This is a genomic window from Roseomonas sp. WA12 (genome assembly GCF_054165765.1).
The window spans coordinates 611,492-636,803 of the sequence record NZ_JBSTUI010000002.1; the positions used below are offsets into that span (position 1 = coordinate 611,492).

A 25,312-nucleotide genomic window follows, 5' to 3' on the forward strand; every position below is an offset into this window, starting at 1 on the left:
CTGGTACAGCCAAGCCATTCCCACGGGGGGCTTGGTCGGCAGATTGCCGAAGGGAATGACCGTGCGATGCAGGAGCAGGGCAGGGTAGGGGGTGAGCGCCTGCGCCCCTGCCTGGGAGCGCTTGCGCCGGCCGCCACGTCCGTGACGGAGGCTGAGGCGAAGCTGACGGGAGTCGGGTGTTTTGCGTGCATGCCGCCGGAGGCGAGGCCGCCGTGATACCTGTCTACGTCTCATGAGATTTGGTCCCTGTGGGGGGCGACGGAATGCCGCCCCGGCCGCGAGGCGCCGGGTGGCATCCCGTGCCCCCCAAAGGGCTTTGGTGCTGTCCTTCTACCTCTCCCTCACTGGTCCGCCGGCGGCGGCGGCGCGGGACAGCGGTCGCCCGGGACGGCGGCCCCTCACCGTGCTCAGGTGTCGCTGTCGCCGTCACCGGGCGGGATCCCGGCATCGCGCAGGCGCCGGCGAAGGGCATCGACGTCGCGAAGCAGCCCTAGCGCCCGATGCAGCCCGCCCGGGGTGGTGGCGGCGGCGAGCGGGGCGAGGTGGCCGAGCCAGGGGGTGCGCGCGGTCAGCCATTGGCGCCGAGCGTCGGTGTTGTAGATGACCCGCTCGGTCCGGACGAGGAGCTCTGCGACGCGCCCTCGGACAGCCGTATCCTCGTCGCCATCACCGTCCCAGACCCAGCGCAGGAGCGCGTCCCAGGAGGGGAAGGCGATCGCCGGAGGCGGAACCTCGGTTCCGTCGCAGAAGCGGGTCAGCGCTTGCCGCAACGTAGCCTCGATCGGGAAGGAGGGGGTGCGACGGCCATCCCCCGCACTTGCCGCGCGATGCTCCCCCGCGAGCAGCGCGTGCACGGCAAGGAGACCGCCGAGCCCGCCGTCGAGCATGCGGGTGATGGGCACGCGGCCACCAAGCCCCGGGTGGGCGCGGGTCAGCCAGTCGAGACGCCGCTCCGCCGAGCGGAAGAGGCGGCGGAGGGCGTGATCTACGGCGAGGAGGAGGCCAATGCGCCGCCGCGTCCCCGGCCGGAGGGGGATCGCCTCGTGGCGGAACCAGGCCTGTGCCGTCTCGTCGTCCGGATTGTCGAGAAGGAGGCGGATCGCGTCATTGTCCAAGGCCCAGCCGTCGCCGGCCCGCCAGACGCGCCGGAGGAGGGTACTGAGCAGCGCGGGAGGCAGGACCTCGCTGGTGGCCGTGGGCTCGCTCCCAGCGACCTCCAGGTCACGCAGCACCGACCATAGGGCCATGCCGCTCAGGCGGTCGGGCCGTCCATCGGTGTCGAAGGTGATGAGGGTCGCGAGGGCGGCCGACTTGACTTGGCGTGTGAGGGCTGTTGGGGCGAGGAGGTCACAGACCGCCTCCAGGAGGCGGTGCCGCCGATGCACGAGCCGGACCTGCCGGCGGTGGAGGCGCTCGGCCGCGGCGAGGTCGCCCCGGCGCTCGGCCCGGCGCTCCTGGGCTGCGAGGCCCTCGGTACGCCGCTGGATCGCCGCGACGCGGGCGCAGAGGCCGAGCAGGCGCGCGTGTGGGGCAGGGGAGGGGACGTCAGTGGCCCGGCCGGGCACGGGCGGGGTCATCGGGCGATCCCCGAGACCGGCCGGCTACCAGGGCCGAGATCCGGAAGGGGTCGGCGCTGATGGCTGGGGGACGCGCATCCGGTTCCCCCGAGGCCGCGCTCCGCGTCCCGACTGATGAAAGAAGAACTGCCCCGCCCAAAGGGCGGGGTGCTGGTGCGAGATGACATACGAGGTTGTCCATTCGCGGCGGCGGCAGGAGGCCGGGGCCGGCCCCAGGCTCGGACCCCGGCTCCTGCCACCGCCGCGAGGACGTAAAAAAAACCTATCTGGTACCCGTCGGAACGACGGACGGCTGTTCCCGCGACGGGGACCTCAAGGCCGGTGACGCGCGGCCATCATCGTGGGCGCGCGCAAAATTGCTGAAACGAAACTGCAAACCTCTGATGCACTTCGTCGGATCGGGAGATGCACCGCGGGTGAGCACGCAGGCCCGTCTACTCCGCCTCTTGAGGTGCTAGCCCGGCCTCCCTGGCGAAGGCCCGATTGAGATGCCAGCGCGCGCCGGCGTCGATGCGGCCGAGGTGACGTGCCGTGCTCATCGCGACCTCGAACAGCCCAACGGCCCGAATGGGGTCCTTGTCGACGACGACGAGGCCAGCGCCTCGGGCCTCCACGACCTCCTGAGGAACGAAGAGCATATGAGTACCTCCTACGAGCCGATGTTGAACTTCAAAGTCGATCATCTCGCCTCCCCAGACGTGCCCAGGCCTACCGCGACCGCGCGCACATCGACGCCACGTACATATCCACCTCAGCACGATGGCTCATACACGCCCATATTTCGGGCGGGCCGGCCATGACGTCACCATCGAACCCGAACCCGGCCCCACACAGTGGGCAGGAATGCTCGAAGAGGTTCATGCGGGTCACCTCGACCCGCGCTGCGACAACCGGCTTGTCCCTTGTGCTGTTAACCTCGAATTAGAGGAGACATGCCAGCGCTCTGCGCCACCTACGGCAGGGAGTGGGTGGCCAGGGGCTCGTTTCGCGGTGCTTAATCTTGGCCTAGTGGTCAGCGGAAGCATTGCTATGTCCAGGGTGGGGCAGGTCTTGGCGATCGCGACATCCGACACGCCGCAGTGGACCGCGACCCGTGTCATGGGCTCGCACTACACTTCCTCGACCAGCTTCTCCCGAGTCACCCGCATGCGCCCTATCCCTGCTCGGAAGCCGCGAATGTAGCTGCGATGGCCGAGCTTATTATCCGTGGGCTGATGGCGCCAATGGTGCCGATCCAACGGATACGAACGGCGACGTACTTCACTGCGATCGTAGGGCCCAAGCTGGATCAGCGGTGATGCATGTGGCAGAGACGCTTCGACGAAGCGTCAGCCTTGGAGGGCCGCCTCAACTCGCGCGCGGACCTCGACCCACCACCACCGCATTCCCTCGGCATCGTCCAGGGCGCGGTGCCGCAACCGACGCCGGTTCCCTTCGGCGTGCTGCGCATCACCGATGATGTCGCTCGCCCGATCCAGCAGCGTGCCACGGGCCAGGTGGTGCCCCGGTGATCCCTCCGGAGGGGCTCGTCGGAGAAGGCGCCGCGCCTCGGGAACGAGGATGTCGCGCTCCAGCTCGACAACACGGATCGCGTGCGCCACCCCAGCGGCCGCCATCAGGCGGTCGAGCCAGCGCTGCTCCCAGCGCGCCGCGTCGGACGCGACCACTACGCCATCGGCACCGAGAACCTGGTGCACTCGTCGGGCGACGACCTCGACCGGGCTTCCCTCCCTGGCGAGACGGCCACGGGAGAGGCCGTGGATCCGCTCGGAAGCCTCGGACCACTCCTCCCAGCCCGGAGCGGGGCGGATCAGGTGGGCCTCGCCGTCCCCGCCCTCCGTCACCCAGCCGACCTCGATGGGGTAGGAGCCAGCGTCCAGCGACGAGGCCTCGAAGTCTAGGAAGATGATCACCGTCCCTCACCCCAGCTCTGCATCAACACGTCATGCACGCTCGTTCTCCGGTCCTTACTCATCCGGCCCGATCTGCAGCCCGTAAAAGACGAAGTGTGCCACCCGGTTGTAGGACCTCCGCCGCGCGTTTTCCGGCCTGTCGCGTTCCCAATCGCGCACCGCCTGAACGAGCGCTCCGGCGCGTCCGAGGATCTCGTCTGCCAGTGCCAGGACGTGCAAGTTGGGGACGGCTCCGGGCCGAAGTCTGACAAGCTCGTTCAGCGCATCCTGCTCGCGGCCGCGGCCGAGCCTGTCGGCGATGATAGCCAATGCAATGGCCGTCGATCGGCCGACGCCCGCATTGCAGTGTACCAGGAGGCGGCGCCCGCCAAGGCTGTCACGGCCAAACTTCAGGGCACGCTCAATGTCGGTCCGGTCGGCCATTCGAAAGATCGGCATGGCCGCATACGCCGGCGGCGGGGCCGTATCCAAATCGACGAAGCGGAGTACCAGATGGTCGGGGTGGGGCTGTTGGTGGAAGCGGAGTTGATGCGTGACCAGCTGATCAGGGTCTTCCAGCGTGAGCACGGCCGAGAAGTCCCGCTTCTGGCGACGTGCCCAGTTCAGGGCTGATACGACAATCGGCTCGTTGTTGGACAACTCGAGATCTCCATCGAGCCAGCCACCCTCAGTGGCTAGGCAGGAGATTCCTCTTCGCGCATGTTCGTGAATTGTTCCTAATCTCAAACTCGTTACAGATTACAGGATCAAGGCGTCGCCTGCAGAACAGAAATGCCGCAGCCCCGTCACTCGCCGATCAGGGGAGCGGGTTGAAATGCGCCACTCCCACTGCTTCACGCTTGGCTACACTGACCACTTTCGGGCTGTTGACCGGCAGACCCTCTCCGTGACGCTGGCCTTATCGGCGAAATACGGCGGCGGGAGAGAGTGCCCTCGCCCGCGGCGATAGGAATTGGGCGCGAACCTTCTCTGGGCAGGCGGCCGCTCACTTAGTATCAGGCGTGTGCTCGACGCGTGCACGTCCTTGAGCAGTAAGATACCGCCAGGCAAATCCGCATCACGCCCATACCAAGGCGGTCGGTGCCGATAGCCGTGGAGGCACCGATGATGTCGGCGATCTCTTCCCAGCGTTATTGAACCGTTCATCAAGCCGACGGTGTGCGACCGGAGGCACCCCAGCTTTGCAGATCGTTCCGGAGGCGAGCCAGCTGACCTCCGCAATCTGGGAGACCGCGCCCTACATGTACCGCCCGAGCGGGTCACGCTCGAGTGGCTGCTCCGCGGCCTAGGGGATTGGTCCTTCGGCGTGCTTCTACTTTTGATGGCGTTTCTCGGCGCTCTGCCCGGATTGTCGGTAGCGGTTGGCCTTCTTGTGTTGATTCGGGCTTACCAGATGCTGCGGGCCCGTTCCGGCCCAGCCTTTCCCCGCGTGTCGGGAGCGCACCCATTGCCGCTCGCCCGCCTCGTCGGCAGCGTCGTCCCGGTCCTCCGCCTGCTGGAGCAGGTCAGGCTAGTATCTTCCCCGACATTGGACATTCTGCTTCCAGGCTTATTCTTGCGGTCTGGGCTGTCCTTAAGCTTCAGGACTGCTGCCTCCAACAGCAGAGATGTCGCGTGCGGCAAGGCTGCCTCAACACTAACGGGAGCCTCATATGTTGGGCCCAGGCCAAACGCGGCGTGCTAGTCTAGTCCTAAAATGCCTTGCGGGCTGCGAGGGCATTCCCCTGCCGCTGCGGTGAGATTGCCAGCAATGGGACCTGTGATGCCGGACGACGGACGTACTATGAAACCTCAGCAGGTGCTCGCCGACTTCGGCGAGTTCGCCCTGCGGTCACAGGACCTCGACAAGGTCCTTGGCGAGGCTTGCCGCCTTGTGGGGGAGGCGACCGGAACCAAGCGCGCCAAGATCCTGGAGATCCGGGACGAGGGGAAAGTCCTACTTGTTCGGGCCGGTGTGGGCTGGGATCCCGGCGTCGTAGGTCGTGTGCTCATCCCCATGGACGAGCACTCTTCCGAGACCTTCGCGATTAAGGCGGGCCAACCCGTGGTCACGCAGGACATCAGCAAGGAGGGCCGCTTCGGGATCCCAGCATTCATGAGCGAGGCTGGGGTGGTCGCGCTGGTGAACGTGCCGATCTTCGTTCCTGGAGGGCGGGCCTATGGCCTGCTGCAGGTAGACGCTACCGAGCCGCGCGACTTCGGCGACGACGAGATCCAGTTCTTGCGTACCTACGCGACCATTCTGGGACCAGTCATCGACCGCCTGCTCATGGAAAGCACTCTGCGCTCGACCGAGGAGCGCTTCCGTCTCACTGTCGAGGCAGCCCTGGACTACGCCATCTACCTCACAGACCCGCAGGACCTGATCACCGACTGGCTACCCGGGGCTGAGGCGGTCTTCGGCTGGACCGCGGAGGAGGCGGTCGGCCAGCCCAGTTCCCTCATCTTTACACGTGAGGACCGGGATAAGGGCCAGGACAGGTGGGAGATCGAGACCGCCAGACGAGAGGGTGTCGCGCCTGATGTTCGCTGGCACGTCTGCAAGAACGGCGAGGGTGTCTTCATCGAGGGATCCACCCGGGCGCTTCGCAACGCGGACGGTACGCTGACCGGCTTCCTCAAGATCGGCCAGGATGTCACCCAGCGCCGCGCGGCCGAGGAGCGACTCCGTGGAAGCGAGGGCCGGCTCAGGGCGCTGTTGAGCGCCACCTCCCATGTTACCTATCGTATGAACCCCGATTGGTCCGAGCTGCTCCAGCTCGACGGGCGCGGCTTTCTCGCCGACACGCCGGTCCCGAGTGAGGCCTGGTGGAGCGAATACATGCTCGCCGACGATCAGCCCCAGGTCCGGACTGCCATCGAGGAGGCAATCAGGACGAAGGAGCCTTTCGATCAGGAGCACCGCATCCGGCAGGCGGACGGGCGCGTCGGCTGGGCCCACTCGCGTGCGGTTCCCCTGCTGCAGGAGGACGGGCAGATCCGGGAGTGGTTCGGGGCTGCCAGCGACATCAGCGCACGCAAGCGGGCCGAGACTGCCCTCGCGGAAAGTGAGGAGCGGTTCCGCCAGTTCGCCGAGGCGTCATCGGACCTGATCTGGATCCGTAACTCGGACACCATGGAACTCGAGTATCTTAGCCCCGCCTTCGAGGCGATCTACGGAAAGAGCCGAGAGGCGTTCCTGAGCGGCGACACTTTTCAGAACTGGGCCGACCTCGTCGTCTCCGAGGATCGCGAGGGAGCGCTCTCTGGTCTCGAATGTGTCCGGGCCGGTGAACGGGCCTTCAATGCATTCCGCATCTCGCGCCCGTCCGATGGCGAGATCCGCTGGATCGAGAACACGGACTTTCCCCTTTTTGACGGGCAGGAGCGGGTCCGGCGGATCGCCGGGTTCGCCAAAGACGTCACTGAGGTGCGGAGGGGTGCCGCACGGCTGGAGGTCCTGGTCGCCGAACTGCAGCACCGCAGCCGCAACCTCCTCGGGATCGTTGCTTCCCTCGCCAACAAGACCCTGGACGAGGGGAAATCGACGAAGGCCTTCCAGGCCCGGCTCCAGGCCCTAAGCCGGGCACAAGGCCTGCTCAGCCAGTTCGGTAGCGATACTGCCGAGGTGGGTGCGCTGGTCCGCATGGAATTGGAGGCCCACACGGCAATCCGCACACCCAAGGTGGTGGTCTCCGGCCCCGAGGTGAACCTCACCATCCGGCAGGTGCAGAACTTCTCTCTGGCCGTGCACGAGCTTACCACCAACGCTGTGAAGTATGGCGCTCTGCGGGACGATGCGGGGCAGCTGTTCGTCACCTGGACCGTCGCTCAGGACAAAAAGGGCCAGCGCAGCCTCATGCTGGATTGGGTCGAGAGCGGCGTCGTCGTGCAGCCTGATAAGGTGACCCGGCGCGGCTACGGCCGTCAGATGATCGAGAAGTCGCTGACCTACGCGCTCGGCGCCACGACCGATTTCGTGCTCGGGGAGGATGGCGTGCGGTGCCGCATTCAGCTTCCCCTGGAGTGACCCAGGTTGTCGCGCCTGTGAGGACGGGCCGCTACGTTCAATCACTCCGCTGCATGAAATGAGTGCTCGATGCCCGACACGAATGAGCTACTGGTCGGCCGCCACATCCTCATCGTTGAGGACGAGTACTTCATTGCCGAGATCATGGAGGATTGGCTCCGTCGGGCGGGCGCCGAAGTCGTCGGTCCGGTGCCCAGCGTGCAGCAGGCGCTCGTGGCCATCAAGGCGGAGGCTGGGAGGCTAGACGCGGCGGTCCTGGATGTGAATCTCGGTCGCGGCGAGACCGCCTATGCTGTAGCCGACCACCTGAACCAACTCGGCGTGCCATACCTCTTCGCAACCGGAGACGTGCGGATCATTGACCATTCGGCGTATTGCGAGCGACCGCGCCTGGATAAGCCAATCTCTCAACACGGTCTGCTCAGGGCAGTTGGAAAGCTTTTGAAAGCAGGAACGTACCCGCAAGCCAAGTGAAGGTAGATGGACGCAGCTTGGGGCTGCGCGCCGTCAACAGTCGCCCTCCTAAGAGGAGCTCACCAAGGAGGGTCTAGACCCATTCTGCTTGCTCGCAGCAGAAACAGACTTGATGGCGGCGAGAACCTGTCGGGATGCAAGGTGGTGGACCATGTGCCCGGCGCCCTGGACAATCTGCAGATCGCTTCCAGGGATGCACGCGTGAAGCCGCTCCGCCGACCGCTTGAACACCACCTTGTCGCCATCCCCGGCCATGATGACCGTGGGCGTGGTCAGCCGCTCGTAGCCACGGCGCAGGCTTGTCGCTCCCGGAATCATTAGCGCTCCGTCCATAGCAGTCGCCCGGAGCTGGGAAGGCCGCAACGCCATCGCGGTCGAGTACTCGTCGTGGAAGTGGGAAGGAACGCGAGCAGGTGCGAACAACGCCCATTTGATCAGCGGCATCGTGAGCCAACCGAGGATTGGTGAAATGGTGTAGCGCAGGACGTCGCCGATCACCGGGAGGGCCGCGACGCCGACCAGCAGGACATCGGGGCGTAGCGTCGGAAAGTAGTAGCCCGACAGCAGCACCAGGCCTGCCGTGTCTTCCGGATAGGCCTCGGCGAATGCAAGGGCCACCATGGCACCCCAGGAATGGCCAACGACCACCGGCTCGTCGATGCCAAGCTGGCGAAGCGCCTTGCGGAGCAGCTCAGCCTGCTGGGCGGCGGTCCACATCCGCCCGCGTGGCCGCTCTGTGTACCCAAAGCCAGGACGGTCGAAGATGATGACGCGGTGAGTCTGCAGCAGCAGCTGGGCCACGCCGCTCGTGTTGAAGTCGTCCCCGGTCACCATGTTGCCGTGGATTAGGACAACCGGGCTTCCCGTGCCGCGATCACTGTAGTGCACACGGACTCCATCCACGACAATGAACGAACCTTCGGGCGGATGCCTGTGTTCAGCCCGCCGTGCGATGGCGTGGTTCGCCAGGGCAAGCAGACCAATCCCTCCGACCAGCCAGGCAAGAGGACGGGCGCGAGCCGAGCGGCTGCGGAGTGATCGTTCGGCGAACATGTTGGTGGCCCTTCAGGTCAGGTGGCGCGGAACAGTGCCGCAGGCATGCACACCTACACCGTAACAACGCCCCATTCAGGCCTGTGTTTCCTCATCGTCAGAGTACCCAGTGCTGGTGCAGAAGATTTAAAACGACCCAACATATGTTCCGAAGACAACGACCAAGTTGGTCCATAACGATGCCGTCGTCTGCCACGACGTGCTGCGCGGGTGACTGGGAGAGGCCTGTACTCCCACCGACATTCCGTCGCAGGAGGTCACCCGTGGTCAATGCTACCCAGCCCTCTTCTTTCCCTCCTGACTGCCATCCGCCGACCTCCGCACCGACCCACCGGTTTCGCGTCCTTGTCGTCGAGGACGAGTGGCTCATCGCCTCCGAAGTTGCGGACTGTCTTGAGGAAGCTGGTCTGGAGGTATTGGGTCCGGTGCCGACGGTGGCTGGTGCCCTGCGACTTATCGAGATCGCCAGGGCTGACGGCGGCATTGCTGCCGCGGTGCTCGACTTCAGTCTCAATGGCAGCCCTGTCACGCCAGTTGCGGACGCTCTCACCGCGATCGGTGTGCCGTTCTTCTACGCATCGGGTTATCCAGCCGGATTTCTCCCTGGCTTCCACGTCGCCGCACCACTGCTGGTCAAGCCCTTTGCCCGGGATGCGCTTCTACACCATGTTTTAAGCCTGGGCGCCACGGGTGCGTCTAAACCTTTGCCCGCGTGACGTTGGACAATGTTGTCCGACCTTGGAGGCGCAAAGCCTTCACCTGATTGGCTCCAGCTATGAACTCCACAGAGTGCTCGCAGCTGTGTGTGTCGATGCGCATTACTGCGGGTAGGCGGTTTAGATAGGTGGACTCGTCTACATCCGGCAATGAGAGCGCCCGAGCGGCCGAACCCGGTAGCGTGGTCGGTCATTCTCGGGTGCTCTCTCGAAAGCTTTAGTACGGGGCCGGCGTACTCAGGCGGCCATGCGCCAGAACAGCAGGCCCGCGAGGAGAAGGAGGCCGACGACGCCGAGGCCAATCGCGACGGTTCTCGGCACCCCAGGGTTCGGAATCTGTCGGTCTGCCGCGATTAGCGGCGGCGGTGCATCGCGGGACTCCCTTTCCCGCACCTCCGCAATGAGTTGTGGATCGGGGCTATCGCCCGATGCTTCATCGTCTGTCCCAAGGGGCGACAGGCCCGGGTCGAGCATGGGGACCTTGTCCCCCGCCGTGCCGCTCTCGTGATCCCGCTTGAGCTGCGCGAACGTACCCGTAGGGGCTTGGGCCACAGGAGCAGGACGCGGCTCGATCTCGGTAGGATCGTCGTTCTTTGGCATTGTGGACATCCAGCTATTGAAAAGGCGCACCGCTAGGTTGCCCGTCTGGACGGAGCAGGCGGTGCGTGTTGGTTGTGAAGGCAACACATTTGCGGGGCCGTCATTTGGGCCATGGTGCATTGAAGGCCAGAGGGCCTACCGCGCATCGTTTAGGCCCGGCCAGTTCTTACCCAGGCCGTAGACGGATGCGCACCGGGCGACTCGGGCTGCGACGACTTTGCGTCATTTAGACCGGCGGCATGCCGCTGTGCCGGGCACCATAGGTGAGAGCAAGAAGATGACGGCTTTGTTTCAGCAGGTCTTCAGACTTGCGTACCGCAAGGCTGAGTTCAGCCGCCATACTGGCAGTCGTCGCGACGAGACGCCGTGTCTCGGCCTGAACTGTCCTAGCGTCGTGCATCTGGGGCCAATCAGGCTGAGGAGGCGAGAGAGCCTGTCAATTCAGGCGGTCGCGCACCGCGAGCATGGCAGGTCCTACAGTCGGACGCCGAACATATGTGTGGTCACTCCCGCCAAATCGGAGTGGGAATTTGTGTTCCGTCACGAGCGGCTTCACGCAATCTGAGCTCTCCGCATCGTTGCTCGCTGAGTACGATATAGGCCTCTATACCCGGCCCGTCGTAGGCGACGGCAACCTGCTCCCCGCTGCTCCAGGGGTTGAGCATCGACTGAACACTGACGATGCGAACGTGACCGGCTGTTATCTGGGGCATGCTGCTTCTACTCCTAAGAGCGAAACCGCGCTGATGGCGGGGTTGGGCACGAGTGTGGAGTTGTGATTTGCTCGCCGACCCATTTGAGAAAAAGACGGCACCCGAAGGTGCCGCCAAGTTTTGTTGGGGAGAAAACGCGAGGAAACGGCGGAAGGGAGAAATCCCCTTCGTCAGAAACGAGAATGTCGAGTTCTAGGCCGGCTTGGCGCTACTTATGTGTGGCGCAGCAACACGAACGCGTGGTGTCTGCAGCAAGCCAATCTAAGTGAGATAGCGTAGTTCGGATGGGGAGGGCCTTGGCCCAACAACTGCGAACGGCCGCGGTGGCGTGCCAGTATCGCGCATGGTCACTCAGCGGTTCTGTCAATGCTCGCGCCACGGGTGCCTGGATTGGTGGCCTGGGGCAGGCGTAGATAGACTCCTGACGGGTGAAAATCGTCCGGGAGCCAAGAATGGAGTGCGTGGACTGCGGTTCCGCCGGGGTGACTGAACGGCGGGACCGTACAGCCTAGACTACAAGCGTTTCCGGTGCTGCCCTTGCGGTCCAGGGTTCAACGAGCGCAGCGCCGGGGTGCTGAATCGGACCTCAGCACGCGTGCGACGTTATTGCGTTCGTGGTGCTTTGGCGCCTGCGCTACCCGCCTGACCCTGCGGGATTGGCCGAAATGTTCCTCATCAGCGGCATCGTTTTCAACCATGAGGCTGTGCGGGTGGGAGGCCAAGCTCGCACCCCCAGTTGTAAGCAGCCTTCGACAACGCCGGCGCGGTAAGCGCGGCGCCGGCCGCCGCTCCTGGCATGTGGACGAGACCTACCTGAAGGTGCGAGGCCGCTCTCCTTGCTTCGTTGATCGGTTCGTCATGGTTGCCAGCGAGAGGCCGTCAGGTCGGACCGTTCGAACGGCATCAGAGCCGGGCTCTGGGCCCGCCTTGCGCTCCGCCTTCTACTGATGTTTAGTCCTAATCAGGCCCGGAAGAGGCCGACCAACAGAGACGCTTGTTTCGCACGGCCCCCCAGACGGAAGCAGGGTGCCGCGGATGACGATCGCCAACAGGACCTCGGCCGGCACCATGTGTGGCAGCGCGGGGCCTGCAGACAGCGAGCCAGCGGGCACAAAGCTGGACCGCCGCAACCTATTTGGCGTGAGCCTGGCCGTTGGCCTCGGCGCCAGCCTGCCCCTCGGTAGCGCGCAAGCTCAGTCGCGTGCGGAGACCCTCCGCCAGGTCACCGGCGGCACCATCAACACGCTCGACCCCACCATGCCCGGCGCCACGCGCGAGGCCTTCGGCCTTTCGATGAACGTCTATGACCGGCTGGTCGCCTTCGGCCGCAAGCAGGTGAATGGCAACTGGGTCTTCGACCACACCGTCATCCGCGGCGAACTCGCCGAGCGCGTCACGGTCAGCCCTGACGGGTTGAAGATCACCCTGCACCTCCGCTCGGATGCCAAGTGGCATGACGGCACCCTCGTCACCGCCGAGGACGTGAAGTGGTCGCTCGACCGCGCCGTCACCGCCCGCTCCCTCGCCGCACCGCAGTTCCAGACGGGATCGCTGACCAGCGCCGAGCAGTTCCGCATCGCCGGCCCCGGGGTGATCGAGGTGACGCTCGACAAACCCGACCGCCTCGCGCTCTCCAACCTCGCCGTCCCCTACGCCATCATGATCAACAGCACGCTGGCGAAGAAGAACGCGACCGCGGACGATCCCTGGGCTCAGAAGTGGCTGCAGAACAACTCCGCAGGTTCCGGCGCCTATATCGTCGAGAGCTTTCGCCCGGGCGAGCAGGTTCAGCTCCGCCGAAACGAGGCCTGGAAAGGCGGCGTGGACGGCAAGCTGCCCTTCTTCCGCCGCATCATCTGCCAGACCGTACCGGAGGCCGCGACCCGCGCCAACCTCATCGAGCGCGGCGACGCCGATGTCTCCATCGACCTGCAGGCAAGCGACATCACCTCGCTCGAGCAGCGTGCCCGCGCGAAGGTGCTCTCCTTCCCGCAGACCAACGGCTTTACCCACATCTCCTTCAACACAAAGCTAGCGCCCTTCGACAACGTGAAGGTCCGCCAGGCCATCGCCGCCGCGCTTCCCTATGACGACATGTTCAAGGCCGCGCTGTTCAACCGCGGCCGCCCGCTGTTCGGCGGCACATGGACCGGCACGCCGACCACCTCCGAATTCCCCACTGCCATGCCGGTGAGGCTCGACCTCGACCGCGCGAAGGCACTGCTGGCGGAGGCCGGCCACCCAAACGGCTTCTCCACCACCTTCACCTTCGGCCTAGGCCAAGCCGCCATCGCCGAACCCGTCGCCGCCCTCGTGCAGGAATCCCTCGCCCGCATCGGTATCCGCGTCGAAATCCAGAAAGTCACCGACGCGCAGCTCAACACCATGCAGTCCGAGAAACGGCTGCCCTTCTACACCGATGCCGGCACAGCCTGGCTGCCCGCCACCTATTACTTCTTCTTCCTCTACTTCACCCGCGACCAGCGCTGGAACTTTGCCAGCTGGGACAATCCGCGCATCGTCGAACTGGCCAACAAGGCCCGCTTCGAGCAGGACCCCGCCGCCTACGAAGCCGAGTGCAAGGAGATGATCTCCATCCTGGCCGAGCAGATGCCGCTGGTCATGCTCTACCAGCCCAACATGGACGCCGTGATGGGCCGCGCGATCGAGGGCTTCACCTACCAGTTCTACCGTCAGATCGATTTCCGGGATCTGAGCCGCGCCTGATGAAATCGCTCGCCGGGATCGGCCGCCGCATTGTCAGGCGGCTGCTCTCCTCCATCCCCGCCATCCTCGGCGTGGTGGTGCTCACCTTCTTGCTGATGCGCGTCCTGCCTGGGGATCCGGCGGTGTTCTTCGCCTCCGGCCCTAGCGCCGGACAGCAGGAGATTGATGACCTCCGGCGCGATATGGGACTGGACAAGCCCATCCCCGTCCAGCTCGCCCTCTATCTGCGGGATGTCGCTACCGGCAATCTCGGCCGCTCCATGACCACCGGCCAGCCCGTGGCGCAGGACATGGTGCGCCGCCTTCCCGCCTCGCTGGAGCTCACCTTCACCGCGCTGTTCATCGCGCTGCTGGTCTCCATCCCGCTCGGCATCCTTGCCGCACTCCGCCCGGGATCACTGGTGGACCACCTCGTGCGCTTCATCTGCACGCTCGGTGTCTGCATGCCCACCTTCGTCTCGGGGCTGCTGCTGATCTACGTCTTCTACTACATGCTGGGATGGTCACCGGACCCCACGGGCCGCATCGACATCTTTTCCGCGACACCCCCCGACATCACCGGCTTCCTCCTCATCGACTTCGCGATCACGGGCGATTGGGAAGGTTGGCGCGCCGCCTTCTCCCAGATCATCCTACCGGCCGCCACCATGGCGCTATTCGTGCTCGCCCCTCTCGCGCGGATGACCCGCGCCAGTATGCTCTCCGTGCTGGGCAGCGACTTCATTCGCACCGCCCGCTCGGTGGGCCTGCCCGGCGCGCGCGTCACAGTGGTCTATGCACTCCGCAACGCGCTGCTGCCCGTGCTCACCATCGCCGGCATCGTCTTCTCCACCATGCTCGGCGCCAATGTGCTGGTGGAGAAGGTCTTCTCCTGGCCCGGCGTCGCCTCCTACACCCTTGATGCGCTGGTCGCGTCGGATTACGCGCCCGTGCAGGGCTTCGTCCTGCTCATGGCCAGCATCTTCGTCCTCGTGAACCTCCTCGTGGACGTCCTCTACGGCATTGCCGACCCCCGGATCAGCATCGAATGAGCGCCACCCTCCGCCACTCGCTCGGCGCCTCGCTGGGGCATGCCGGCTGGGTGATGCGCGGCAACCCCGTCACCGCGCTGGCCATCGGCGGCATCCTGCTCCTGCTGCTCGTCGCCCTCTTCGCGCCCTGGATCGCGCCCTACGACCCGCTGGCCAGCAGCGTCGCCAACGCGCTGCAGCCACCCAGCGCCCGCAACCTCTTCGGCACGGACCAGCTCGGCCGCGACATCCTCTCCCGCCTCATCATGGCCACCCGGTTGGACCTCGCCATCGCGGCCAGCGCCGTCGGCATCTCCTTCGCCATCGGCGCCATCATCGGCGCCTTCTGCGGCTATCGCGGCGGCAGGCTGGATCGCGTCGTCGGCCGCGTCGTGGACGTGCTGATGGCCTTCCCGCTCTTCGTGCTCGCCATGGCCATGGTCGCGGCACTCGGCAACCGTGTGGAGAACATCGTCATCGCGACCGCCGTCATCAACCTGCCCTTCTACATCCGCTTCGCCCGCGCCGAGGTGAACATCCGCCGGGACGCCGGCTGGGTCGAAGCCGCGCGCGCCGGCGGCGAAGGCCATCTCGCCGTCGTCCTGCGCTTCCTCCTGCCCAACATCCTCCCCGCCATGGCCGTGCAGATCTCGCTCAACCTCGGCTGGGCCATCCTCAACGCCGCCGGCCTCTCCTTCATCGGCCTTGGCGTCACCGCGCCCACGCCGGAATGGGGCATCATGGTCGCCGAAGGCGCCCGCTTCATCACCGCCGGCCAGTGGTGGCTCGTCGCCTTCCCCGGCCTCGCCCTCATGCTCACCGTCCTCTGCTTCAACCTGATGGGCGATGGCCTTCGCGACATCCTCGACCCCAGGATGCGGACCTAGGGGATGCGCACATGACCCCCTTGCTTGCCATCGAAGACCTCCGCGTCGCTTTCTCCACCCGCGCCGGCACGGTGGACGCCCTGCATGGCGTCTCCCTCTCGTTGAAAAAGGGCCAGACCCTCGGACTGGTCGGCGAGTCCGGCTCCGGCAAATCCGTCACCGCCTATGCCGTCACCCGCCTACTTGATCGCGCGGGCCGGATAACCGGCGGCCGTATCCTCTTCCGCGGCACCGACGTCACCCGAGTGCCGGAACGCGACCTGCGCGCCCTCCGCGGAGCCGCCATGTCGATGATTTTCCAGAACCCCCGCGCCGCGCTGAACCCCATCCGCACGGTCGGCCAGCAAATCGCCGACGCCGTCCGCGCCCATCGCGAAATTTCGTCCAGACAGGCCCGCGCCCAGGCGCTCGACCTGCTAAAATCCGTCCTCATCCGCGATCCCGAGACCCGCCTCGACGCCTACCCGCACGAGCTCTCGGGCGGCATGTGCCAGCGCATCATGATCGCCATGGCCATCGCCTGCGAACCCGACCTGCTGATCGCGGACGAGCCCACCACCGGGCTCGACGTCACCACCCAGAAGACCGTGATGGACCTTCTCGCCCGCATCACGCGGGATCGCGGCATGGCCACCATCCTCATCACCCACGATCTCGGCCTTGCCGCCCAGTACTGCGAGAACATCGTGGTGATGGAGCGCGGCCGCATCGTTGAATCTGGCTCCACGCAAATCCTCTTCCAGTCACCGCAGCACCCCTACACGCGCCGCCTGATCGCCGCCTCCCCCACCCCGCGCTCCACGGTCGAGGACCTGGCCCGCGCCGCGACGGCCGCCGGCGAAGTCCTGCCTGCCATCGCCGCCGCACCGCGCCCGCCGAACGCACCGGGCACCCCGCCCCTGCTCGAGGTCCAGCACCTCGTAAAGGATTACGGCGCCCCCACCCGCGCGGTGGACGATGTCTCCTTCGCGATCCCGACCGGCGGCAGCCTCGGCCTCGTCGGCGAAAGCGGCAGCGGCAAATCCACCCTCTCCCGCCTCATCTGCCGCCTGATCGACAAGACCGCGGGCGACATCGTCTTCAACGGCGAGAGCATCGGCGACATCCCCGCGCGGGACTTCCACCACGCCCCCCAGCGCCGCGAGATCCAGATCGTCTTCCAGGACCCGAACGACAGCCTCAACCCCCGCTTCTCCGCCTTCGACGCCATCGCTCACCCGCTGCGCAACCTTGAACGCCTGCGGGACGGCGCCACGCTGACATCCCGCGTCGAGGAAGCCGCCCAGCGCTCCGGCTTCCCCGCCGAGCTCCTCACCCGCTTCCCCCACCAGCTCTCCGGCGGCCAAAAGGCCCGCATCGGCATCGCCCGCGCCATAGCTGTCCGCCCCCGCCTGCTAGTGCTGGACGAACCGACCGCGGCCCTCGACGTCTCCGTCCAGGCCATCATCCTCAATCTGCTCGATCGCCTGCGGCGGGAGGACGGCATGGCCACGCTCTTCGTCTCGCACGACCTCAACGTCGTCCGCATGATGTGCGAGCGCGTCGTCGTCCTCCGCCTCGGAAAGATCGTGGAGGAGGGCAGCGGTCAGTCCCTCTTTACCGCCCCGCGCAGCGACTACACGCGCGAACTCCTCGCCGCGATTCCGCATTTCGACCCCGGTTCAGCTCAGGGCCAGCCAGCCCTCGCGACCACCTAGGCAGCCCCCATGAACGATACCGCACGCTGGGATGTCGGCACCGACATCGGCGGCACCTTCACCGACATCCTCGCCATTGACACCACCACAATGGAAACCCGCCAGGCCAAGGTCCCATCCCGCCCCGCCGCCCCCGTGCAGGCGATGCTGGAAGCCATCGCCGCCGTGGGGCTGGACGGAACGCAGATCCGCCGCTTCATCCACGGCACCACCCGCGTGACCAACGCGCTGGTGGAGGAACGCCTCCCCCGGATCGCCCTTATCGCGACAGAGGGCTTCGAGGACGTGCTGGAGATCGGCCGCTATCGCCGCCGCGACCTCTACCGCCTCGACATCCCCCCGAAGGCCTCGCCCCTCGTCCCGCCCGAACGCTGCTTCGGACTCCGGGAACGCATCGACCACGAAGGCAACATCGTCACCGCACTCGACGGTGCCGAGATTGCCCGCGCCATCGAATGGCTGAAGCGCACCGGCGCCCAGAGCCTCGCCATCTGCCTCCTCCACGCCTACGCCAACCCCGCGCATGAACGCATGCTGGCTGAACGGCTGCGGGACGCCATCCCGCATCTCTGCGTCAGCCACGAGATCAACCCCGAGGCCCGCGAATACGAACGCGCCTCCTCCACCACCTTCAACGCGGCGGCCATGCCCATCGCGGTCGAATACCTCACCGAGCTTGAGCAGCGCCTCCCCCTCGGCGCCGGACTGCAGGTCTTCCACTCCGCCGGCGCCATGGTCCCGCTCCCCGCCGTGAAGCGCCGCCCCATCGTCATGGCCATGTCCGGCCCCGCCGCCGGCGTCTCCGCCTCCGTCCGTATCGCGCGCGATCTCGCCCGCCCCCGCGTCCTCACTTTCGACATGGGCGGCACCACCACCGATGTCTGCCTCATCGTCGACGGCCAGGCGGAGATGACCGACACGCGCATGATCGCCGGCCGCCCGCTGCGCCAGCCCATGCTCGCCGTGCACAGCATCGGCGCCGGCGGCGGCTCCATCGTCCATCTCGGCCCCGGCGGCCTCTCCGTCGGCCCTGAAAGCGCGGGCTCCGAACCCGGCCCCGCCTGCTACGGCCAGGGCGGCACCCACCCCACCATCACCGACGCCAACGCCATCCTCGGCTATCTCGATCCCAACGCCGTGCTGGGCGACCGCATCCGCATCGACGTCTCAAAGGCCGAGGCCGCCATCCGCCCAATCGCGCACGCCCTGAACCTCGGCCTGAAGGAAACCGCGCTCGGCATCCTCCGCGTCGCCAACGCCACCATGGCCCGCGCCCTCCGCCGCGTGACCGTGGAGCGCGGGGTGGATGGCCGCGACGCCACGCTGCTCGCCTTCGGCGGCGGCGGCCCCATGCACGCGGCCGGCCTCGCCGACATCTACGGCATCCGTGAGGTCGTCGTCCCTGCCGCCTCCAGCGCCTTCTCCGCCCTCGGCTGCCTCACGGCAGACTTCTCCTTCCTGCAGCAGCGCACCGTCCGCGTCCCCCTTACGGAGTTCGACGATGCGGGCTTCCAGACCCACCTGCACGATCTCACGGCCGAAGCCACGGACCCGCTGATCGCCAACGGCATCGACCCCGCGCAGATCACCACTGAACACACCGCCCTCATGCGCTACGCCGCGCAGAGCGACGCCACCCCCGTCCCCTTTGCCCTTCCGCTGGACCCGCACGCCCTGGAAGCCGCCTTCCACGCCCGCCACCGCGCGCTCTACGGCTACGCCACCACCGAACCCGTGGTCATCGAATCCCTGCGCATCCAGGCCCGCCGCGCTTCCGAATCCCGCATCGCCCGCCCCGCCGTCAGCACCATCCCGCGCCCCGCGCGCACCCGCCACTGCAGCTTTGAGTGCGCTCCCGACACCCCCACTCCCATCCTCTCCCGCGACACTCTCACCGAGACGGTAAGCGGCCCCGCCATCATCGAGGACGCCTGGTCAACCACCGTCATCCCCCCGCGCTGGCAGGCCACGCCCGACGCATTCGGCAACCTCTTCCTGGCGGGAACCGCGGCATGAGCCTCGATCCCTTCACCGTTGAGGTCATCCGCCACGGCCTCTCCGCCGCGGCCGAGGAGATGAGCCTCGTCCTCACCCGCTCCGCCCGCTCCCCGCTGCTGCGCGAAGCCGGCGACCTCTCCTCCACACTCACCGACGCCAATGGAGACCTCGTGGCGCAAGGCCGCGACATCCCGGTTCATATCGGCGCCATGGCCTACACCATCCGCGAATTGCTGAAGGTCTATCCCGCATCGCGCATGCGCGAGGGCGACGCCCTCATCTACAATCTCGGCGCGCTCGGCGGGAACCACCTGAACGACGTGAAGGTCGTCCGCCCCGTCTTCATGAAGGGTCGCATCGTTGCCTACGCCCTCTCCCTCGCACATTGGCCCGATGTCGGCGGCACCTGGCCCGGCAGCTACTACGCGACGGCGATGGACACCTTCCAGGAAGCCATCCGCATCCCCCCCGTCCTGATTGCCACGAAGGACGGCGTGAACGAGGCGGTCATGGAGATGATCAAGGTCAACATCCGGGACCCCGTCTCCGCCGAAGGCGACCTTCTCGGCCAGATCGCCGCCACCTCGGCCGCCGAGCGTCGCATCCACGATCTCTGCACCGAACATGGCACGGAGGTCTTCCTCGCCAGCCTCGCCCGCCTGCACGACCTCTCCGAAGCCGAGATGCGCGCCGCCCTCATTGAAATCCCGGATGGCACCTATGAGGGCGAGGACTGGGTCGACGATGGCGGCCCCGGCGGCACCCCCGCCCGCGTCCATGTCGCCATCACCATCGAGAACGGCACCGCCACCTTCGACCTCTCGGGAAGCGCCGATAAGGTCACCACCTTCTGCAACACCACCCCCTTCATCGCGCGCTCCGCCATCATCTACGCCGCCCGCATCCTGTCGGGCCGCGACATGCAGCAGAATGCCGGCGCTCTCCGTCCGCTCACCATCATCACCCGCCTCGGCTCGATGATGGAGCCGGGCTGGAACGCCGCCGTCGCCGCCGGCAACCACGAAACATCCGCCCGCATCGTGGATGCCGTCTTCCGTGCGATGGAGGACGTCATCCCGGAACGCCTCGCCGCCGGCGGCCCCACCACCTCCGGCCTCCTCAACTTCTGCGAGCCCATGCCTGACGGCACCTGGCGCATGCTCTACGAGGTCCATGGCGGCGGCGAAGGTGCCCGCCACGACCGGGACGGCTGCGACGCCACCCGCGTCCACCTCACCAACACCGGCAACACCCCGGCCGAGATGATCGAGGCCAATTACGCGCTCACGGTCGAACGTCAGTCCATCCGCCGCTACTCCGGCGGCAAGGGCGTGCACAAGGGCGGCGACGGCATCATCCGCAGTTACCGCATCCGCGCGCCCCGCATGCTGCTCACCACCTGCGTCGATCGCCGCCTGGTCCCGCCCTACGGGTTCCAGGGCGGCGAACCCGGGCTCCCCTATCGCATCACCCTCACCCGCAAGGGGGAAGAGACCGATATCCCGGGCAAGGCAAATCTCGAGCTCCTGCAGGGCGACCTGATCACCATCGAGGGCTGCGGCGGCGGCGGATACGGCACACCCGCCAGGGTGGAGGCATGAGCCGCCTCCTCCGCACCGGCCTCAACACAGGCGGCACAGCGCCCACCGTCACCGGCGGCCAGGGCGTCCACTTCCACCTCTCCGATGGCCGCCGCGTGCTCGATGGCAGCAACACCGGCGCCCCGCTCGGCCACGCCCACCCCCGCATGGTCGAAGCCCTGAACCGCGCCGCCACTACCCCCATGGTCGGCGAAGGCTGGTCCTGGGCCGGCCGCGACCAAGCCGCCGAAACTCTGATGTCGCTCGCCTTCGAGGGCGAGCCCTGGGCCGCCGCCGTGCGCTTCTGCCTCTCTGGCAGCGAGGCCAACGACATGGCCCTCTCCCTCGCCCAGGCCCTCACCGGCCGCGAGCCGCTCGCCACCCGCGAACGCGCATATCATGGCATCATCGGCCTCTCACGCGCGCTGACGGTGCAGCCCCACTGGCACGGCGGCCTCTCCCGCCACGCTGGCGGCACGCAACTCCCGCCCAACCACACGGAGGTACGCATCCTCCCCGGCCCCGCTACCGCCATCCACGGTGCGCCGCCCAACGATCCCCACCGCCTCACCGACGCCGCCGAAACCCTCGCCGGCACCGCAGCGGTGCTGATCGATTACAGCCAGGGCGGCCTCTACCACGACCCAGCCTACCAGGACGCCGTCGCCGAAGCCGCAGGCGAGGCTGGCACCCTTTGGATCGCGGACGAAGTCGTCACCGGCTGCGGTCGCGCCGGCCGCTGGTTCGCCTTCCAGGGCGCCACCTCCCGCCCCGACATCGTCACGCTGGGCAAGGGCCTTGCAGGCGGCGCCGCCCCCACCGCCGCCATCATCGTCTCTCAACGCGTGCTGGACATGCTGCAAGGCACGAGCTGGCAGAACTACGGCACGCTTCGCGGCCACCCCGTCGCTATGGAATGCGTGCAGGCCTATCTCCACACCGTCCGCGACGAACACATCCTCCAACACGTCGCCGCCCTCGAACCCCTCTACGCGAGACGCCTCCGCGAGATCGCGCAACGGCACCCCGCCATCGCCCGCATCGCCGGCCAGGGCCTGCACTGGACCATCGAGCTGCACGGCCACGGCCACTGGCAGGATTGGCGCGCCGACACCGCCGAAGCCCCGATCGCATCAAGGATCGCCGCCCGAGCGCTGGAGCTCGGCGCCGTCATCGGCACATCGGGCGAACGCGACAGCCTCTTCCTCGCCCCGCCCCTCGTCATCACGGCCGAGCAATCCGAATCCCTGCTCGCCATCCTGGACGAATCCCTTACCCTCGCCGACACGGAAGCGACACTCCCCGCATGAGGCTCGCCCACAAGACCGCCATCATCACCGGCGCCGCCTCCGGCATCGGCCGCGCCAGCGCCGAGCTCTTCGCGCAGCACGGCGCCCGCCTCCTCCTCGTGGACCGCGACGCCGACCTGCTCGAGCCCCTCGCCGAAGACCTCCGCGCCCGCGGCCACGACATCCTCACCCACGCCTCCGACGTCGCCGAACCCGGGACCGCCGAGGACGGCGCACAGAAAGCCCTCGCCGGCTGGGGACGCATCGACATCCTGCTCACCGCCGCCGGCTTCTCCATGGGCGGCACTGCGACCACTACCCCCATCGAGAACTGGCACGCCGTCCTCCGCACGAATATCGACGGCACTTGGCTTTGGGCCCGCGCCGTCCTCCCCACCATGCAGGCGCAGAACTCGGGCAGCATCATCACCGTCGCTTCCCAGCTCGCCCGCGCCGGTGGCCGCGGCAACACCGCCTACATCACCTCCAAGGGCGCCATTCTCGCCCTAACCAAGACCATGGCGCTCGACTACGCGCCGGACGGCATCCGCGTGAACGCCCTCCTGCCCGGCGCCATCGACACACCGCTGCTCCGCCGTAGCTTCGCCCGCGCCGCCAACCCCGAAGCCGCCCGCGCCGCCTCCACCGCCCGCCACCCGCTCGGCCGCCTCGGCCAAGCTGAGGAAATCGCCGACGCCGCCCTCTACCTCGCCGGTGACGCGGCATCCTTCACCACCGGCCTCGAACTCGCCATTGATGGCGGCTGGCTCGCCGGTTGATGTCGCTCGAAGCCCTCACCACCCAAGCCCGCGCAGACGTCGACAGGATCGCCCATCCCCGCGCCCCCTGGCTCACCCCCCACCGCGCACCGGATGGCACGGAGGCGCTGGACGTCCTCATCGCCGGCGCCGGCCAGGGCGGCATCGCCACCGCCCACGCCCTGCTGCGCGCGAAGGTGACGAACATCCTCTGCGTGGACCGTGCCGAGCGTGGGCTGGAAGGCCCCTGGCTCACCTATGCCCGGATGCCCACCCTCCGCTCGCCGAAGGACTTCACCGGCCCCGATCTCGACATCCCCAGCCTCACCTACCAATCCTGGCACGAGGCGAAATACGGCCAGGCCCACTGGAAGGCGCTGGACCTCATCCCCCGCCAGGACTGGGGCGCCTACCTCCTCTGGCTGCGCGACACCCTTGCCATCCCCGTGCAGAACGGCACGGAGGTGACCGACATCGCCCCCGCCGCGAGCGGCCTCCTCGCCATCACCCTACGTGCGGCCGACGGCACCACCACCACCCGCCACGCCCGTAAGCTGGTGCTCGCCACCGGCCAGGACGCCACCGGCCAGTGGTGGATGCCCCATTACCTCAAGGCGCTCCCACAACACCTCCGCGCCCACACGGCCGACGCGATCGACTTCACCTCACTGCGCGGCAAAACCGTCGCCGTCATCGGCGCCGGCGCCTCCGCGCTCGACAACGCCGCCGCCGCCCTCGAAGCCGGCGCACGGGAGGTCCGCCTGCTCTGCCGGCGCGCGGAGCCGCAGGTCGTCCAGCCCTATCGCTGGCTCACCTTCGCCGGCTTCCTCCGCCATCTTAGCGACCTGCCGGACGAGTGGCGCTGGCGCTTCATGTCCCGCATCCTCGGCCTGCGCGAAGGCTTCCCTCAACACACCTGGGACCGCTGCGCCCGCCATCCCAACTTCATCCTGTGCTCAGGCGCTCCCGTGACCGGCGCCCGCGCCGACGGTGCCACCCTCACTCTTGAAACACCAATCGGCCCGCAAATAGCCGAGTACGCTATCGCCGGCACCGGCATTGACAATGACCCGTCGCTCCGTCCCGAACTCGCCCGCTTCGCCTACAACATCGCAAGCTGGGCCGACCGCTACACACCACCCGAGCACGAGCGCGACGCCCGCCTCGGACGCTTCCCCTATCTGGCCGACGACTTCGCCTTCTCGGAGCGCACTCTCGGCCGAACCCCCTGGATCCGGGACATCCACCTCTTCGGCATCGCCGCGACTATGAGCTTCGGCCCCTCTGGCTCCTCCATAAACGCGATGACCACGGCCGTCCCCAAGCTTGTCGCCGGCATCACCCGCGGCCTCTTCGCCGGGGACATCACCCGCCACTGGGCCGAGTTCCAGGCCTACGACGTCCCGCAGACCGTCATCGCCGCCATGCCGTGATACCAACCGCCTTGGCTACTGACTCGGAGATGATCTCACGAGCGCTCCGGGCGTGATTCGCTCCTCCAATGGAGGGTTCGGGAGGCTGAGATGGCGCTGGCGACTTCCAACTCCGTCGTCACCGCCTGACCGCCCACGAACACCGTGAGGTCCGCAATGCCGCCTTCAGTACTTGGCGCGATGTGACCGGACCTGCACCGACCGTGTGAGGGCAGCGCCGGCCCCTGATCACTCCTACACCGGACCCGGAGTTCGCCACGTCCGGGCAGATGCTGCTTGGCTTCTCGGCCTCGGCCCGGGACAGCTCGGCCTGGATAAGGGCAATGTTAGCCCGGTTGCGGCCGTAGAAGGGTAGCGGCATGGAAGCGCCTGCCACAACGGCAAACTCGCCGGTGCCGCCGAGGCGTGGCGCACATCCAGGAGATAGTCACGTCGGGGAGGGTAGTCGCGCGCTGAAGGATGACGTTTGACTGCTGCTGAGCGATCGCTGCATCCAGCTGAGGTAGCGGAACTGGGCGCCCATGCTGGCTCGAATTTCGTCAAACCAAGTCTGCCCGCCGGGCGAAATCCACACGGGAAACGCCGATCAACGCGACGAAGTTCGCCACCGCAGTCTTCGATCTGCCGCTGGGCTGGTTCGCTGCGATGTCAGCCGTGGCACGCCTAACCTTTGGCCCTCCCTGACGAGGCCGGGCGCCCCGTCGCATCCCCGGCGACCTATCCAATCAGGCAAACGGCGCGCCGACGCCGTGAAGAGGCGCGTCGTTGAACCAACCGGAAGCTGATCCGCAGCGGAGCATTCCAGCCCGAGTCGGCAGGATGCGCCCACCTATGGCTCGTGCTCGCATATCTAGGCGGGCGTTGTGTCCAGGGTGCGG

The 25,312-nt window shown here is 67.0% G+C and carries 19 protein-coding genes; 13 read left to right on the forward strand and 6 right to left on the reverse strand.

Going from position 1 to position 25,312, the window contains the following annotated elements; all coding sequences use genetic code 11:
- Positions 1-407 precede the first annotated feature (407 nt).
- The 4 genes from ACVBD7_RS25380 to ACVBD7_RS25395 all read right to left on the reverse strand — a co-directional run bounded on the left by ACVBD7_RS25380 (position 408) and on the right by ACVBD7_RS25395 (position 4,129).
- A complete protein-coding gene (locus tag ACVBD7_RS25380) occupies positions 408-1,577 on the reverse strand; it encodes an antitoxin Xre/MbcA/ParS toxin-binding domain-containing protein (protein WP_458098260.1) in 1,170 nt (389 codons plus the stop codon).
- Between the two features lie 434 nt (positions 1,578-2,011).
- The gene (locus tag ACVBD7_RS25385; RefSeq protein WP_458098261.1) at positions 2,012-2,215 is read right to left on the reverse strand and encodes a hypothetical protein; all 204 of its coding nucleotides are present in this window, start codon (positions 2,213-2,215) and stop codon (positions 2,012-2,014) included.
- Positions 2,216-2,905: 690 nt separating this feature from the next.
- Positions 2,906-3,490 (reverse strand): transcriptional regulator, encoded by a 585-nt coding sequence (locus tag ACVBD7_RS25390; protein ID WP_458098262.1) that lies wholly within the window; start codon positions 3,488-3,490, stop codon positions 2,906-2,908.
- Between the two features lie 54 nt (positions 3,491-3,544).
- Entirely contained in the window at positions 3,545-4,129 is a 585-nt protein-coding gene (locus ACVBD7_RS25395; RefSeq protein ID WP_458098263.1) for a tyrosine phosphatase family protein, read from the reverse strand.
- 517 nt (positions 4,130-4,646) lie between these two features.
- Between ACVBD7_RS25395 and ACVBD7_RS25400 the strand changes: the two genes are divergently transcribed.
- The 3 genes from ACVBD7_RS25400 to ACVBD7_RS25410 all read left to right on the forward strand — a co-directional run bounded on the left by ACVBD7_RS25400 (position 4,647) and on the right by ACVBD7_RS25410 (position 7,973).
- Positions 4,647-5,174 (forward strand): exopolysaccharide biosynthesis protein, encoded by a 528-nt coding sequence (locus ACVBD7_RS25400; RefSeq protein WP_458098264.1) that lies wholly within the window; start codon positions 4,647-4,649, stop codon positions 5,172-5,174.
- 78 nt (positions 5,175-5,252) lie between these two features.
- Positions 5,253-7,499, forward strand: coding sequence for a PAS domain S-box protein (locus ACVBD7_RS25405; protein WP_458098265.1), 2,247 nt, complete (start codon positions 5,253-5,255; stop codon positions 7,497-7,499).
- Positions 7,500-7,568: 69 nt separating this feature from the next.
- A complete protein-coding gene (locus ACVBD7_RS25410; protein ID WP_458098266.1) occupies positions 7,569-7,973 on the forward strand; it encodes a response regulator in 405 nt (134 codons plus the stop codon).
- Positions 7,974-8,021: 48 nt separating this feature from the next.
- Here ACVBD7_RS25410 and ACVBD7_RS25415 read toward each other — a convergent pair whose 3' ends face one another.
- Positions 8,022-9,026, reverse strand: coding sequence for an alpha/beta fold hydrolase (locus ACVBD7_RS25415; RefSeq protein ID WP_458098267.1), 1,005 nt, complete (start codon positions 9,024-9,026; stop codon positions 8,022-8,024).
- Positions 9,027-9,289: 263 nt separating this feature from the next.
- On the opposite strand from ACVBD7_RS25415, the gene ACVBD7_RS25420 reads away from it, so the two are divergent.
- Entirely contained in the window at positions 9,290-9,742 is a 453-nt protein-coding gene (locus tag ACVBD7_RS25420) for a hypothetical protein (protein ID WP_458098268.1), read from the forward strand.
- 237 nt (positions 9,743-9,979) lie between these two features.
- On the opposite strand, the gene ACVBD7_RS25425 is transcribed toward ACVBD7_RS25420, so the two are convergent.
- A complete protein-coding gene (locus ACVBD7_RS25425) occupies positions 9,980-10,342 on the reverse strand; it encodes a hypothetical protein (RefSeq protein ID WP_458098269.1) in 363 nt (120 codons plus the stop codon).
- A 1,781-nt stretch (positions 10,343-12,123) separates the two neighbouring features.
- Here ACVBD7_RS25425 and ACVBD7_RS25430 point away from each other — a divergent pair.
- From ACVBD7_RS25430 to ACVBD7_RS25470, 9 genes are read left to right on the forward strand one after another with little or no spacing between them, the layout of a single operon-like run.
- Entirely contained in the window at positions 12,124-13,782 is a 1,659-nt protein-coding gene (locus ACVBD7_RS25430) for an ABC transporter substrate-binding protein (protein WP_458098387.1), read from the forward strand.
- The gene (locus tag ACVBD7_RS25435; RefSeq protein ID WP_458098270.1) at positions 13,782-14,813 is read left to right on the forward strand and encodes an ABC transporter permease; all 1,032 of its coding nucleotides are present in this window, start codon (positions 13,782-13,784) and stop codon (positions 14,811-14,813) included. The genes ACVBD7_RS25430 and ACVBD7_RS25435 overlap by 1 nt, the downstream gene beginning before the upstream one ends.
- Positions 14,810-15,679, forward strand: coding sequence for an ABC transporter permease (locus ACVBD7_RS25440; RefSeq protein ID WP_458098271.1), 870 nt, complete (start codon positions 14,810-14,812; stop codon positions 15,677-15,679). Before ACVBD7_RS25435 ends, ACVBD7_RS25440 begins: the two co-directional genes overlap by 4 nt.
- A gap of 11 nt (positions 15,680-15,690) precedes the next feature.
- Positions 15,691-17,376, forward strand: coding sequence for a dipeptide ABC transporter ATP-binding protein (locus ACVBD7_RS25445; protein WP_458098272.1), 1,686 nt, complete (start codon positions 15,691-15,693; stop codon positions 17,374-17,376).
- Positions 17,377-17,385: 9 nt separating this feature from the next.
- Positions 17,386-19,392 (forward strand): hydantoinase/oxoprolinase family protein, encoded by a 2,007-nt coding sequence (locus ACVBD7_RS25450; RefSeq protein WP_458098273.1) that lies wholly within the window; start codon positions 17,386-17,388, stop codon positions 19,390-19,392.
- Entirely contained in the window at positions 19,389-20,975 is a 1,587-nt protein-coding gene (locus tag ACVBD7_RS25455) for a hydantoinase B/oxoprolinase family protein (protein WP_458098274.1), read from the forward strand. The genes ACVBD7_RS25450 and ACVBD7_RS25455 overlap by 4 nt, the downstream gene beginning before the upstream one ends.
- Positions 20,972-22,264 (forward strand): aminotransferase class III-fold pyridoxal phosphate-dependent enzyme, encoded by a 1,293-nt coding sequence (locus tag ACVBD7_RS25460; RefSeq protein ID WP_458098275.1) that lies wholly within the window; start codon positions 20,972-20,974, stop codon positions 22,262-22,264. The genes ACVBD7_RS25455 and ACVBD7_RS25460 overlap by 4 nt, the downstream gene beginning before the upstream one ends.
- Positions 22,261-23,022 (forward strand): SDR family oxidoreductase, encoded by a 762-nt coding sequence (locus ACVBD7_RS25465; RefSeq protein WP_458098276.1) that lies wholly within the window; start codon positions 22,261-22,263, stop codon positions 23,020-23,022. The genes ACVBD7_RS25460 and ACVBD7_RS25465 overlap by 4 nt, the downstream gene beginning before the upstream one ends.
- Entirely contained in the window at positions 23,022-24,434 is a 1,413-nt protein-coding gene (locus tag ACVBD7_RS25470; RefSeq protein ID WP_458098277.1) for an FAD/NAD(P)-binding protein, read from the forward strand. Before ACVBD7_RS25465 ends, ACVBD7_RS25470 begins: the two co-directional genes overlap by 1 nt.
- Positions 24,435-25,312: the final 878 nt, after the last annotated feature.

Coding starts and splice junctions, on each gene's coding strand:
- ACVBD7_RS25465 (WP_458098276.1), top strand. CDS start 22,261: ATGAGGCTCGCCCACAAGACCGCCATCATCACCGGCGCCGCCTCCGGC.
- ACVBD7_RS25385 (WP_458098261.1), bottom strand. CDS start 2,215: ATGCTCTTCGTTCCTCAGGAGGTCGTGGAGGCCCGAGGCGCTGGCCTC.
- ACVBD7_RS25460 (WP_458098275.1), top strand. CDS start 20,972: ATGAGCCGCCTCCTCCGCACCGGCCTCAACACAGGCGGCACAGCGCCC.
- ACVBD7_RS25380 (WP_458098260.1), bottom strand. CDS start 1,577: ATGACCCCGCCCGTGCCCGGCCGGGCCACTGACGTCCCCTCCCCTGCC.
- ACVBD7_RS25415 (WP_458098267.1), bottom strand. CDS start 9,026: ATGTTCGCCGAACGATCACTCCGCAGCCGCTCGGCTCGCGCCCGTCCT.
- ACVBD7_RS25450 (WP_458098273.1), top strand. CDS start 17,386: ATGAACGATACCGCACGCTGGGATGTCGGCACCGACATCGGCGGCACC.
- ACVBD7_RS25435 (WP_458098270.1), top strand. CDS start 13,782: ATGAAATCGCTCGCCGGGATCGGCCGCCGCATTGTCAGGCGGCTGCTC.
- ACVBD7_RS25445 (WP_458098272.1), top strand. CDS start 15,691: ATGACCCCCTTGCTTGCCATCGAAGACCTCCGCGTCGCTTTCTCCACC.
- ACVBD7_RS25425 (WP_458098269.1), bottom strand. CDS start 10,342: ATGCCAAAGAACGACGATCCTACCGAGATCGAGCCGCGTCCTGCTCCT.
- ACVBD7_RS25410 (WP_458098266.1), top strand. CDS start 7,569: ATGCCCGACACGAATGAGCTACTGGTCGGCCGCCACATCCTCATCGTT.
- ACVBD7_RS25430 (WP_458098387.1), top strand. CDS start 12,124: ATGTGTGGCAGCGCGGGGCCTGCAGACAGCGAGCCAGCGGGCACAAAG.
- ACVBD7_RS25405 (WP_458098265.1), top strand. CDS start 5,253: ATGCCGGACGACGGACGTACTATGAAACCTCAGCAGGTGCTCGCCGAC.
- ACVBD7_RS25455 (WP_458098274.1), top strand. CDS start 19,389: ATGAGCCTCGATCCCTTCACCGTTGAGGTCATCCGCCACGGCCTCTCC.
- ACVBD7_RS25470 (WP_458098277.1), top strand. CDS start 23,022: ATGTCGCTCGAAGCCCTCACCACCCAAGCCCGCGCAGACGTCGACAGG.
- ACVBD7_RS25440 (WP_458098271.1), top strand. CDS start 14,810: ATGAGCGCCACCCTCCGCCACTCGCTCGGCGCCTCGCTGGGGCATGCC.